Origin of the sequence: Bacillus cereus group sp. BceL220 (genome assembly GCF_051776965.1) — a bacterium.
Taxonomy (GTDB): Bacteria; Bacillota; Bacilli; order Bacillales; family Bacillaceae_G; genus Bacillus_A; species Bacillus_A cereus.
Window position 1 is genome coordinate 158,607 of record NZ_JBPWBC010000005.1, and the last position, 12,412, is coordinate 171,018.

A 12,412-nucleotide genomic window follows, 5' to 3' on the forward strand; every position below is an offset into this window, starting at 1 on the left:
AAATGGCTTTTTAACTTATTTTAAATCGTCAATTGTGAAAGCACCTGGAAGTAATTGCTCAACAGTCACTTCTTTTTCATCACCTTTTACATTCGTTAGTAATACAGGCATTTTCGGATCACAGAATTCAGCAATTACTTGTCTACACGCACCACATGGTGAAATCGGTCCATCAGTTTCTCCTGTAATAACTAAGTAACTAAAGTCGCGCTCTCCTTCTGATACTGCTTTAAAGATCGCTGTTCTTTCTGCACAGTTACATAAACCGTAAGAAGCATTTTCTATATTACAACCAGTATAGATTTTACCTTCTTTCGTAACTAATGCTGCGCCAACAGGAAATTTCGAATACGGAATATATGCTTTTGCTAACATCTTATTTGCTTCTTCGATATATTTTTTCTTATCCATATTATTTCCCCCTTAAAGTATGTGTAATTATGATTAGTCAGTAATAACTGTATGAACTAATTTAGGAGCCACTGCTGTTTCAGCGATAGAAATATTTTCGTAAATTTTTGCTTTTACATCTTCTACATTTTCACGATTTGCATAGATTGTTACGAATGGCTCGCCTTCTTTTACTGCATCGCCAACTTTTTTACGTAACATTAATCCTACTGCTAAATCGATTTCATCTTCTTTTGTCGCACGGCCAGCACCAAGTAGCATAGCTGCGATACCAATTTCATCTGCAACAATGTTAGAAATAACACCTGAAGTTTTTGCAGGTACATCAATTACATACTTCGCCTGTGGCATTTTTTCTGGATTGTCTACAATTGAACTATCTCCGCCTTGATTGCTTAAGAACTCTTTAAACTTCTCAGTTGCTTTTCCGTTTTTCATCACTTCAATTAGCATTTCACGAGCTTCTTCTAACGTATTTGCTTTTTTCGCAAGTACGACCATTTGACTTCCTAATACAAGTACTAATTCCGTTAAATCTTCTGGGCCTTCACCTTTTAACGTATCAATCGCTTCTTTCACTTCTAGAGCGTTACCAATTGCAAATCCAAGAGGTTGTGACATGTCTGAAATAACAGCCATAGTTTGACGTCCTACATTATTTCCGATACGCACCATTGCATGAGCTAATTCTTTTGCATCTTCTTCTGTTTTCATAAATGCGCCAGCACCTGTTTTTACATCAAGTACGATTGCGTCAGCACCAGCTGCAATTTTTTTACTCATAATTGAACTCGCGATTAATGGAATTGAGTTTACTGTTCCTGTTACATCACGTAATGCATAAATCTTTTTATCTGCAGGTGTTAAGTTTCCAGTTTGTCCAATAACAGCTACTTTGTCACGGTTTACAATATCAATGAACTGCTCTTTCGTAATTTCAACATGGAATCCTTCTACCGCTTCTAATTTATCAATTGTTCCGCCTGTATGTCCTAATCCACGACCAGACATTTTTGCTACTGGTACATCTAAAGCAGCTACTAATGGTCCTAATACTAATGTTGTTGTATCACCAACACCGCCAGTTGAATGTTTGTCTACTTTAATTCCTTCAATTGCTGATAAGTCAATCGTTTCTCCAGACTCAACCATCGCCATCGTTAAATCTGCACGTTCGCGATCTGTCATATCTTTAAAGAAGATTGCCATTGCAAGGGCACTGACTTGATAATCAGGAATACTTCCGTCTGTATATCCATTAATAAAGAATTTGATTTCTTCAGTCGTTAATTCTTTGCCGTCACGTTTTTTTGCAATAATATCTACCATTCTCATTACAATCACCATTCCTTTTTATATTATATAAATCTATTAAAATAATAAACCAACGATTGTTGCTGATAAGAAACTTACCAATGTTGCACCGAATAGTAATTTCAAACCAAATCTTGCGACTACATTCCCTTGCTTTTCATTTAAGCTCTTAACTGCCCCTGCAATAATTCCAATTGAAGAGAAGTTTGCAAATGAAACTAAGAATACAGAGATAATCGCTGTCGTTCTATCTGAGAAATTAAAGTTTCCTTGTGCTAAATCTGTCATAGCGACAAATTCATTTGATACTAATTTTGTTGCCATAATATTTCCGGCATTAACTGCTTCATGCCAAGGTACACCCATAATAAATGCAAATGGTGCAAATACATAACCAAGAATTTCTTGGAATGAAATACCGATTACACCTTTAAATACTGCATTAATGAATGCGATAAGAGCTACGAAACCAATTAACATAGCTGCTACTGTAATCGCAACTTTAAATCCATCAATAATGTATTCCCCTAATACTTCAAAGAAGGTCTTCTTCTCTTCTTCTTGTACTTCTAACATATCTTCTTCCTCAGTAACTTCATATGGGTTAATAATAGAAGCAATGATGAAGCCACCGAATAAGTTAAGCACTAAAGCGGTTACAACATATTGTGGTTTTAATAACACCATATATGATCCAACAATAGACATAGAAACTGTAGACATTGCTGATGCACATAATGTATACATTCTTTTCTCTGGCAATAACCCTAGTTGTTTCTTAACTGAAATAAATACTTCAGATTGTCCTAAAATCGCAGATGCAACAGCGTTATATGATTCTAGTTTCCCCATTCCATTTACTTTACTTAATGCTAGACCGATAGATTTTACAATAATAGGTAATACCTTAATATGTTGCAAAATACCGATTAAGGCTGATATAAATACGATTGGCATTAATACACTTAAAAAGAACGAAAACTCTTTTTGATTTACTAATCCACCAAATACGAAATTCACACCGTCAGCGGCATATTTTAATAGCTCTCCAAAACCATCTGCTATTCCGCTAATTAATATATTCCCTACACTTGTATTTAATAATAGAAACCCCAAAATGAATTGTAATATAACCATCGTTATGATTGGGCGATATTTGACTTTCTTTCTATCATTACTAGCAAGCCAAGCGATACCTAAAATCAATACGAGGCCAAAAACACCGATTAAGTATTTCATAAGCCGTTTCCTCCCATTCGTATCCGCTTACATTTTTTTCAATTATTAAAGCAATAGATATACTTTAAACGTATATCTATTGCTTTAACCTTTTATCGATTAGTAGTTATCCGTAGCACCTTTTGCATCATTTAATACGATTGCAACACTAGCACTTGCTCCAACGCGAGAAGCTCCAGCAGCTACCATTTTGTCTGCATCTTCACGTGTACGAACACCGCCAGATGCTTTTACACCAATGTTTGGTCCTACTGTTTTACGCATTAATGCGATATCTTCAGCAGTTGCTCCGCCAGTTGAGAATCCAGTTGAAGTTTTTACGAAGTCAGCACCAGCTTTTACTGATAATTCACAAGCGCGTACTTTCTCTTCATCTGTTAATAGACAAGTTTCAATGATTACTTTTACAAGAGCTTTTCCTTTTGCTGCTTGTACTACTTCATAAATGTCTTTTTCAACAAGTTCGTTGTCGCCATCTTTCAAAGCGCCTACGTTGATTACCATATCAACTTCAGTTGCACCTTTTGCGATAGCATCTTTTGTTTCAAATGCTTTTGTTTCAGTAGTGCTTGCTCCTAATGGGAAACCGATTACAGTACAAACATCTACATCATGTCCAGCTAGTTCATCAGCCGCTAATTTTACCCATGTTGGGTTAATACAAACAGAAGCGAATTTATATTCCTTTGCTTCTTCGATTACTTTCATAACATCTTCTTTTGTAGAATTAGCTTTTAAAATTGTATGGTCAATTAACTTTGCAATGTTCATTATCTTCACTCCTCATATCTTTTAACAACTTCATTCTAACTCTTAGTTGAACAAATGTAAATATACTTTTGAAATTTTGTTCATTCTTTTTTAAAAGGAATTTTCTTGTAGTAAATAAAACGCATTCTAACAAAGAACACTTCATATATAATCAAATTTTCTATGTTAACAATGGTAGTATGTATCTCCATATCCATAATTATTTTTAAAAAGGCAATTTGTGTTCAAAAAAGACTCCTATCATTCATACATAACAAAATAAAAGGCGTTCTCAAAATTAACATCTTGAGAACGCCTTTTATTTCTAACCTTTTTCATAATGCAACAGTTCTTTTGCTGTATGCTGATCGATAATTAATACATTTGCATACCCGCCACGCAACGCACCATCAATTGCTCTTATTTTTCTATTACCACCTGCAACTAAAATAGAGCGTTTCTTTAATTTTAGTTCCTCTAACTCAATTCCAATTGTACGCTTATTAATTTCTTCGCTACTAATATTTCCGTCTCCATCAAAGAAACGTGAACAAATGTCACCGACCGATTGTTTTTTGAGTAAACTTGTTTCATCCTTATCGAAATAACCTAATCGGAATAATAGCGCTTCGTCTCGCACTGTTCCTACAGTGAAAACTGCAATATTCGCTTGTTTCCCCATTTCAATAATGTGATGAATATGTCGATCCTGCTCTACTAATTCTTTTGTCACTGCATTATCAAATATAACTGGAAGAGGGAGATTTCTTGGCGTCGTTTGAAAAGCATCTGCAAATAAAGCTATCGTCTCATTCGCATATGTATTTACACTCGAATGACTAATACCGCCTTTTAGCTGGACAACCTCTACCCCTTTTACATGTTGCGGTACGATTTTTCTAGCAATTTCATACATCGTCATTCCCCAGCTTACACCAACAATATCACCGTTTTTAACCGTCTTTTCCATATACTCAGCAGCATATTTACTTATATACTCTGTAATCGTTGCATATTCCGGTACTGGAGAAAACACAACATGTGCCTCTAACAAGTTGTACTTTTCTTTCAGTAAATTCCCAACGTTATCTAAATCCGCAAATGGATCGGCGATGCTAATTTGAACAAACCCTTTTTCTTTCGCGTACTTTAACAATCTAGAAATCGTCGGTCTTGAAATATTTAATTTGTTAGCAATTTCTTGCTGACTATAATCTGATTGATAATATAATCTTGCAACTTCAACGCTTAATTGTTGTTTATCTTTTTCCATAGTAACTCATTACAAATCCCTTCCTGTATTTCCCTTTCGTTACAAGCATTATACAGCTTTATGCAAAAAAATTCGACTACCGAATTTTATCTAACTGAACTTTTATTCCACTTATTATATACAATGAAACCGTTTAATAAGAAACATAAACCATCGTCTAAAAACTATTCAAACACCCCTCATAAACAGAAGATACTGTTTATGAGGGGTGTTTATTCAATTTAAGTCTATAAAAGTTAAATGAAAGCAATGCAAGTTCTCACTTATTTAGAATAGGAGAAAAGATGATGTTTTATTTGTTCAATAAAATAATGATGGTGTATATTATCGTTAGATACTCGACTTGCCATAATAGCCCCCTCCATTGAAGATGCAAGAAAGGAAGCGAGTGATATAATGTCTATATCTTCTTTAAATTCTTGTTTCTCTATTCCTTCTTTTATGAGAGAAGCCATTAACATTACTGTATCATCATAACCTTTTGCTGCTGCTTTTTGTAATTCTGGAAATACTCCAGTACTTTCAATGGCACTATTAAGTAATGGACAGCCTCCGGCAATAGGAGGATTATTAGCTGCATCTTGATATACAAGGAAAATTGCAAGAATTTTATCAATTGCTGTCTTTTTATTTTCCATTGCTTTATGAAAATGACTCCACATAATCTCACCACTTTTGTCGTAGGCAGCAAGGACAATTTCTTCTTTACTTTTGAATCTACGATAAATAGATCCTTTAGGTAGTTCAGTAGCTGTCATTATATCCTGGATGGATGTGCGAGTTATCCCATTAGTATTAAATAAATATAAAGATGTTTCAATAATTTTTTCTTTTACCTTATCAACTTTAGTCATGTTTTGTAATCCTCCTAATGAAAACGATCCTAATATTCTAGGTAATGTTTACCCTCTATTTTCTTAATTTTTTTGTAAGTATAAATAAGTTTGGAACAAAAATTTCTTATCAATCCCTATCTTATGGAAACCTCAAACAATACAGTTTGAAAAGAAGTTAATCACATTGTATTATCTATATAACTTAAGTGAATTTTCTGTCAAAACAGCATGACCAATTGTTTAATTCAGTCATATTATACAACTAATTTTACCTAAAATCGTAGAGGTGTAAAAATATATAGTTAATTTTAACGTATAGACATATGATTATTATATATAATTTTTATTAATATGTTTAGCTAAAGTGTTTGAACTACCCCCACTTTCACTTCATTCTATAAAAGATTAACCATTAATGATTACTGAAATTAAATTGTAACAAAGCAACTGAAATATAAATATATTTGCTTTTTTCCATTTTGATTTTGTTAATACTTTATAAAAAGGGTTTAAAAAACTAGAAACTTGTAGTATCATTAGATTTCGATTCGGACCGAACCGTCCGGTTTAGAATCTTATATAAATATATTTAGAAGGAGAGCGTTATGTAGAAAGAAAAATCAAAAATTATAGGTAATTTAATTATGGGGGCAATACAGTGAACTTTATAAAAATGAATAAAAAAGAAATCATTATGCTAATAATCTTTACACTGTTTGTACCATTTCAAATTGGCTTGTACATACTATTTGGCATATCACTTTTAGCTAATGTCAATTTAGTTGAATCAGAATTTGTTCTTAGTGCCATCGGTTTTACTGTACCTGCTATTGTAGGAATCATTTGCTTTAGGAAAGAAATTATTGAAAGTTTTACTTATTTTAAAGAGAAGACAATTTTGAAAATAGTAAGTATTCCTATGGTAGTTTTATTTACGTTAATTGTGGAACAGTGTGTTATGTATTTTCTAGCAACTGGTCAACCAGAGAACCAAGAGCAGCTCCTTGAAACGGGTGCAGAGGTACCTCTTGTATTTACATTGCTTGTATTTGGTATTCTGGGTCCAATACTTGAAGAAATTGTGTTTCGCCACATATTAATAAATCGTTTTTCTTACCATATTGGTACTGCTATTGCATCTATCATTTCGATTATGATTTTTACACTTCTTCATACGAACCAACTTTCGGATATTGCTATTTATTTACCTGGATCGTTAATACTTACTGCGGCTTATCTTATTTCTAAAAGATCCATTGCATATGTTATAGCGATACACATGTTAAACAATTGCCTTGGTTTCATTCTGTAAGAAACTAGACTTGTTTCTGGTGCCAAAAATACTTTTTCTATGGCATAAGAAAGCTAATCAAAAATTATAATATATTAGGAGAGTGTCAGTCATGATTGTAACAACAACTTCTGGAATTCAAGGTAAAGAGATTATTGAGTATATTGACATTGTAAATGGTGAAGCTATTATGGGTGCAAATATTGTCCGCGATGTATTCGCTTCCGTTCGTGATGTTGTCGGTGGCCGTGTTGGTGCTTATGAAAGTAAGCTAAAAGACGCTCGTGATATTGCAATGGGCGAAATGAAAGAACTTGCAAAAGAAAAAGGTGCGAACGCTATCGTTGGTATTGACGTAGATTACGAAGTTGTTCGTGATGGAATGTTAATGGTTGCTGTCAGTGGTACAGCTGTACGTATATAAGTAAATAAAAAAACGGTTCCCCTTGGAATTTATACTTTGAGGGGAAATCCTGGTTCTGTTGCAGATTTTAAAGAATAACAAGAGATGTTGATAAATCATTGTACGTCGAAAAACACAGTTTGATTGTAAACTGTGTTTTTTTATAGAGGCCCCATCCCATCACTATCAAGCTAAAATTTTTTAGTGCCTCCAGAACGAAATTTTGTATTCACTTGTAACAAAAAGTTCATTTTTAGTTTGTTGACAATTCAGAATCTTTTAGTTGATAGGTATGTGGCGGCACCCTGATACGGTACAACTTTTTTATAAACGGTTGTAAGGTTCTACGTTTTTGACCATTCTGTACAACGATAACTTTGGTTTATTAATTTCACCTGTAATCTGGTAGCCTATCCTCTGATACAATTTAATGGCAAGTTGGTTCTCTTTCTTTACTGTCAGAGAGCATTTGGAAAAACCTTGCAGCGAAGCTTGCTCCTCGGCAAACTCAAGTAGTCTGGTACCTATCCCTAGTCCTCGACTTTCGGGCAGTAAGGCAATTGTTCCGATGTGAAACTCGTCATCTTCTCCCTCCTTCAAGGTAAACATGGAATAAAGCATTTTGATATTCAGAATGTTATAAACAACAAACCCCAGCTTTCGGAACGAAAGCAGTTGTTTATAAGTGGGCCAGGCAAGACGATTTAAGACGGGTATGGGATAGCAAGTAATCATCCCTAAAGTTTTCCCGTCCATTTGAGCTTCATAGGCGTATTGATGACTAAAACGGTTGTTCCCCTGCCGCCATAGCCTACAAAATGTCCCTTCGACTGTGTTCTTCTCCTCAGATCCTGCAAGCGGAAACGCCATGTATTCCAATGCCATTACATTTAGCTGGGCGCCGACCATGGACTGATGAACAGCCTTTACAATAGAGATTTGATTCATTTTCTATTGCTCCTTTTCACTTTCTATATTATTGATATTAATTATCATAGATTTAAATCAGTTCACTCTCCTCTCAACTCATCCTTAGCTTTGAAACCATAATAAAATGTATTTAAAACAAGCTCTGCGGCAGATTTTTTAGCCACATTTCCTTCATGTACCTGTTCCCAGGTATGGAAAAGCAGAGCATAAAGCGTATTTAAAATCCATTCGCTACTAACCGTTTGCTGAAAGTAACCTCTTTGTTGTAACAGTTCAATAACGCGTCGTAAGGGTTCCCTCAGCTTCTCTTCTGCTTCACCTAATTCTTTGTTGTTAAATACAGATGCATCATGACCTAGAAAATAGATTTTGTCACCTAAAGGGATTAACGCTTCAATGAGTTCCGGGATATAGTTTTCACTTCTTTCCTCATCCAGTGGAATCTGGTTTACAGTATCACTTACCAGTTGGATAGCCCGATGGCCCAAGAACAGCATCAATTTCTCCCTGCTTTCGACGTAGCGATGGAGTGTAGCAATTCCAATTCCCGCATATTCCGCAATTTCATTCATCGAAGCAGTAGGATTTTCAACAAGCAATATAGTAGCCGAATCAAGAATTGCATTAAATCTCGCTTCCTTCAACGCTGACAAGTCTTTCTTCATCGTCAATCTCTCCTTTTTCTGTATAAAGTCGTCATTTTTGATAGATAAATATATCATTTGATATTATAATAAACAATTTAAAATAAAGTGTCCAGCTGCTGAATGTAGCTTTTCAAAAAGAATTATATTACTGAAACTGATAGTACTTTGAATGTTTCATTTTTAGCATTTCATTATTTAGATAACGATGAAGAAATTAAATTCTTTAATGTAATAAATACAAAAGCCAAAGGAAATGGTACGAATCGCTTTCTTAGTAGAGAAAATGATTACCTTATCTGGGTTTTTCATGGCGAATTAATAATTACAGTAATTTTTCTACTTTTATTAAATCCGTTTGCACCTCATTTAATTACTGAATATTTTATAATGAAGTTACTTTCTGCATAAAGTTATCGGTTTTCCTTAAAATTCACTTCCGGGTATTTGGTCATCAGCCTTTTAAGGGTGGAGCCGTCATCCTTCTGTTTTACATACTGGTCAAAAAATGCCAGACTGAATTCGTTGATAATACGATGAACTTCCTTTGGATTTTCACCTGGGCTCTGCAACACAGGGGAGAACAAATGTAAATCAGTGAAACTTGTATGATCCGTATGAGGAATGAGCATTGACATACCACCACCAGCTAACCCACGTCCGTATCGCTCCCTCACTTCATAGGGATCTGCTTCATCAGGCTCTTCTGCACTCATGAGCAGAAACGGTTTTCCAATTCCACTTTCAGGAAAAATTTCTCCATACAATGTACCATCCATATTGATAGCTGCTTTGACACGAGAATCTTTTGCCAGTATTTGTGCTGCGGTAGCTCCACCGTAAGAGTGGCCAAACATTCCAATTCGCGATGTATCCAGTCTTCCTGTAAAGAAGCCGGTCTCATCGTTTTGGTTAAGTTTCTCTATCTGATTAAGGACAAAGCTGACATCTTCCTCCCATAATTTTATGTGGCTATCCCCTTCATCAGTTAAATTGATGGGCTGTACGTAAGCAGTTCGACCATCTGGAAAGACGGTAGCTGCAGCATCAAAGGTATGATCGATACTTAGAACAATGTACCCTTGACTAGCCAACTCCTCAACTTGAAACGTGTTTTGATTACGAAAACCATTAAAACCATGAGAGAAAAGTAATATGGGATAGTGATTCTCTGAGTCTGAGAGTTGTAAATCCATAAACGAATGAGACTTTACCAATTCCATGTGGCTGAATGCAAATGCAGGAATGGACAATGTTTTTTCCAATCCCTTGGAGAGCTCATTTATGTTACGAATATAAGGTTCTGGATCCCCCTTGCTTTTTTCAGCTGCAGGATACCAAATTTGCACCATCAGTTCGCGCCGATCGGTTGGATTTTTCGAATATGGTTCATTTTTCTGATGATCAATCCAATGATATACCTTCGTACCGACCCTATGTGGGCCAGTTGGTTCTTCAAATGAAAATACTGGCATAAGTAAGGGTAGCGCAACTGCTACAGACAAATAGATACATAGCAACGAAGCCTTAACTATGAATATACCCCAACTTCTAAAGCCCTTTTTCCGCACAGTTAATAAATAGCATAAAATTAAGATAACTGGGGATACATATGCCGGAATCATCTGCCATCTAAAACCTTCTACCAATAGCTGAACTGTAACCATTACAACGGCAACCAAAGTAGCTAATTTAGACCACTTTTTCGTTTCTCTTCCTACTAACAGTATCCAACTTAATAGACTAAAATTCACAACTATCAAAACAACTTCCCAGAAATTCATTGGCATATCTCCTTTGCATGCATTTTACTTCTAATTAAAGAGGTAGTTTTCAGTTTGAGCAAAAGCAGATGAAACACCTATATAGTTGCACCGATTATGCTAATCGTTTCATCCACTCTACTCCTTTCTTCAAATTAAAAACTTAAAATGCCCAGCTACCTTTACGGAAAATTGGTTCTACAGTTCCATCTGATAGAATACCGTCGATGTCCATCTCACTGCTACCAATCATAAAGTCCTCATGTGTTACTGAAATATTTGCACCTAACGTTTCAAGCTGATCGTTTTCTAAATCTCTTCCACCCTCTAAGCAAGTTGGATAAGCTTTACCAATCGCTAAATGATTCGATGCATTTTCATCAAACAATGTATTAAAATATAAAATTCCCGATGCTGAAATTGGTGATTCATGTGGTACAAGTGCTACTTCACCTAAATAGCAAGAGCCTTCATCCACATTAATAAGCTCCTGTAATAAATCATGTCCTACCTGTGCTTCAGCTTTAACAATTTTTCCTTCTTCAAATGTCAGTTTAAAGCCGTCAATAATATTCCCTTGATAAATTAATGGTTTTGTATTGCTTACATAGCCATTTACCCCTTGTTTCATCGGTAACGTATACACCTCTTCTGTCGGCATATTAGCCATAAAGATAGTATCATCAGGAGTTTTACCACCTCCAGTAATCCATTTATGCTGTGGTGCTAATGCAATTGTTAAATCAGTTCCTGGCGCTGTATAGTGAAGCTTCATATATTTTTTATTGTTCAGTAGGACCGCACGAGATTCTAAATTCTCTACATGTTCACGCCATTTTTCAATAGCATTGCCTTCACCAATACGAACAGCTTTAAAAATAGCCTCCCATAATGCTGGTACTTGATCCTCAGCTGCTAAATCCGGGAACACCTTCGATGCCCACTTTGGTGAAGGAACTGCTACCATCGACCAAGCTATTGAATCCTTCATTACGGCGTTGCGATTGTTTCTCAGAGCAGCTCCTGCTACCTTTTGATAGGTAACTAGACGATCAGATGAAATACCTGTAAATTTATCAGGATCTGTAGCATCTATCATTAATAGTGCTCCTTTACGTTCGATCAGCTCATCATTCATTTTAACTATCCACTCTGGGAAGCGATTAAATTCTTCATCTGAGGCATGATCAAAGTACGCACGTTCCATTTCTTCATCCGAAAAATTAACATGAACACGCCCTGCCCCAGCCTTATAAGCCTCTTTGACAACTATACGGGCGAAATCCAATGTATCTACTGATGTATTGACTAATAAGTATTGCCCTGGTTGAATATTGACACCGATTTTCACCGTAAGTTCTGCATATGCTTGTAATTTTTCTTCAAAAGTCATATTATTTACCTCGCTTTTATCAAATTGGTTTTGAATTCCCCTCACTAACCTGCTTTCATACCATACTTTCTGAACAGGTTTTCTCAGAATTTCTCTTGCCTATTTTTTACATTTTTCATCAAGACATGATAACAACTAATGGATTTTTTCTACTACTCATATATT

At 35.3% G+C, this 12,412-nt stretch carries 12 protein-coding genes; 2 read left to right on the forward strand and 10 right to left on the reverse strand.

The annotated features are described in order from the left end of the window. Nucleotides 1-15: 15 nt before the first annotated feature. From ACS2FK_RS15630 to ACS2FK_RS15655, 6 genes are all read right to left on the reverse strand, one after another. The gene (locus tag ACS2FK_RS15630; protein WP_000358521.1) at nucleotides 16-411 is read right to left on the reverse strand and encodes a cytidine deaminase; all 396 of its coding nucleotides are present in this window, start codon (nucleotides 409-411) and stop codon (nucleotides 16-18) included. 33 nt (nucleotides 412-444) lie between these two features. Further along, on the reverse strand, nucleotides 445-1,746 hold the full coding sequence (locus ACS2FK_RS15635; protein ID WP_001983022.1) for a pyrimidine-nucleoside phosphorylase: 1,302 nt from the start codon (nucleotides 1,744-1,746) through the stop codon (nucleotides 445-447). 36 nt (nucleotides 1,747-1,782) lie between these two features. After that, nucleotides 1,783-2,964: a NupC/NupG family nucleoside CNT transporter gene (locus ACS2FK_RS15640; RefSeq protein WP_000876186.1), complete on the reverse strand. Its 1,182-nt coding sequence runs from the start codon at nucleotides 2,962-2,964 to the stop codon at nucleotides 1,783-1,785. 99 nt (nucleotides 2,965-3,063) lie between these two features. Continuing rightward, nucleotides 3,064-3,735, reverse strand: a complete 672-nt coding sequence (gene deoC, locus ACS2FK_RS15645) for a deoxyribose-phosphate aldolase (RefSeq protein WP_001017432.1) — start codon at nucleotides 3,733-3,735, stop codon at nucleotides 3,064-3,066. Nucleotides 3,736-4,039: 304 nt separating this feature from the next. Further along, the gene (locus tag ACS2FK_RS15650) at nucleotides 4,040-4,987 is read right to left on the reverse strand and encodes a sugar-binding transcriptional regulator (protein WP_063547066.1); all 948 of its coding nucleotides are present in this window, start codon (nucleotides 4,985-4,987) and stop codon (nucleotides 4,040-4,042) included. 263 nt (nucleotides 4,988-5,250) lie between these two features. Further along, complete coding sequence (locus tag ACS2FK_RS15655; RefSeq protein ID WP_063547065.1) at nucleotides 5,251-5,841, reverse strand: TetR/AcrR family transcriptional regulator; 591 nt, start codon at nucleotides 5,839-5,841, stop codon at nucleotides 5,251-5,253. Between the two features lie 640 nt (nucleotides 5,842-6,481). Here ACS2FK_RS15655 and ACS2FK_RS15660 point away from each other — a divergent pair. Both ACS2FK_RS15660 and ACS2FK_RS15665 read left to right on the forward strand, forming a co-directional pair. Then, nucleotides 6,482-7,135 carry a CPBP family intramembrane glutamic endopeptidase gene (locus ACS2FK_RS15660; protein ID WP_001009301.1) on the forward strand — a complete coding sequence of 218 codons (654 nt, stop codon included), beginning with the start codon at nucleotides 6,482-6,484 and terminating at the stop codon, nucleotides 7,133-7,135. A gap of 91 nt (nucleotides 7,136-7,226) precedes the next feature. Then, nucleotides 7,227-7,538, forward strand: coding sequence for a heavy metal-binding domain-containing protein (locus tag ACS2FK_RS15665; protein ID WP_000637518.1), 312 nt, complete (start codon nucleotides 7,227-7,229; stop codon nucleotides 7,536-7,538). A 303-nt stretch (nucleotides 7,539-7,841) separates the two neighbouring features. Here ACS2FK_RS15665 and ACS2FK_RS15670 read toward each other — a convergent pair whose 3' ends face one another. The 4 genes from ACS2FK_RS15670 to ACS2FK_RS15685 form a co-directional block, all read right to left on the reverse strand. Further along, nucleotides 7,842-8,465: a GNAT family N-acetyltransferase gene (locus ACS2FK_RS15670; protein ID WP_063547064.1), complete on the reverse strand. Its 624-nt coding sequence runs from the start codon at nucleotides 8,463-8,465 to the stop codon at nucleotides 7,842-7,844. A 62-nt stretch (nucleotides 8,466-8,527) separates the two neighbouring features. Continuing rightward, nucleotides 8,528-9,112 carry a TetR/AcrR family transcriptional regulator gene (locus tag ACS2FK_RS15675; RefSeq protein ID WP_000710980.1) on the reverse strand — a complete coding sequence of 195 codons (585 nt, stop codon included), beginning with the start codon at nucleotides 9,110-9,112 and terminating at the stop codon, nucleotides 8,528-8,530. 392 nt (nucleotides 9,113-9,504) lie between these two features. After that, the gene (locus ACS2FK_RS15680) at nucleotides 9,505-10,875 is read right to left on the reverse strand and encodes an alpha/beta hydrolase family protein (protein ID WP_063547063.1); all 1,371 of its coding nucleotides are present in this window, start codon (nucleotides 10,873-10,875) and stop codon (nucleotides 9,505-9,507) included. A gap of 142 nt (nucleotides 10,876-11,017) precedes the next feature. Next, nucleotides 11,018-12,247 (reverse strand): aminopeptidase, encoded by a 1,230-nt coding sequence (locus tag ACS2FK_RS15685; protein ID WP_063547062.1) that lies wholly within the window; start codon nucleotides 12,245-12,247, stop codon nucleotides 11,018-11,020. Nucleotides 12,248-12,412: the final 165 nt, after the last annotated feature.

Bases quoted from the DNA above. Each gene is read 5' to 3' on its own strand.
- ACS2FK_RS15630 (WP_000358521.1), bottom strand. From the start codon at position 411: ATGGATAAGAAAAAATATATCGAAGAAGCAAATAAGATGTTAGCAAAA.
- ACS2FK_RS15680 (WP_063547063.1), bottom strand. From the start codon at position 10,875: ATGAATTTCTGGGAAGTTGTTTTGATAGTTGTGAATTTTAGTCTATTA.
- ACS2FK_RS15670 (WP_063547064.1), bottom strand. From the start codon at position 8,465: ATGAATCAAATCTCTATTGTAAAGGCTGTTCATCAGTCCATGGTCGGC.
- ACS2FK_RS15675 (WP_000710980.1), bottom strand. From the start codon at position 9,112: ATGAAGAAAGACTTGTCAGCGTTGAAGGAAGCGAGATTTAATGCAATT.
- ACS2FK_RS15665 (WP_000637518.1), top strand. From the start codon at position 7,227: ATGATTGTAACAACAACTTCTGGAATTCAAGGTAAAGAGATTATTGAG.
- ACS2FK_RS15640 (WP_000876186.1), bottom strand. From the start codon at position 2,964: ATGAAATACTTAATCGGTGTTTTTGGCCTCGTATTGATTTTAGGTATC.
- ACS2FK_RS15655 (WP_063547065.1), bottom strand. From the start codon at position 5,841: ATGACTAAAGTTGATAAGGTAAAAGAAAAAATTATTGAAACATCTTTA.
- ACS2FK_RS15635 (WP_001983022.1), bottom strand. From the start codon at position 1,746: ATGAGAATGGTAGATATTATTGCAAAAAAACGTGACGGCAAAGAATTA.
- deoC (WP_001017432.1), bottom strand. From the start codon at position 3,735: ATGAACATTGCAAAGTTAATTGACCATACAATTTTAAAAGCTAATTCT.
- ACS2FK_RS15685 (WP_063547062.1), bottom strand. From the start codon at position 12,247: ATGACTTTTGAAGAAAAATTACAAGCATATGCAGAACTTACGGTGAAA.
- ACS2FK_RS15650 (WP_063547066.1), bottom strand. From the start codon at position 4,987: ATGGAAAAAGATAAACAACAATTAAGCGTTGAAGTTGCAAGATTATAT.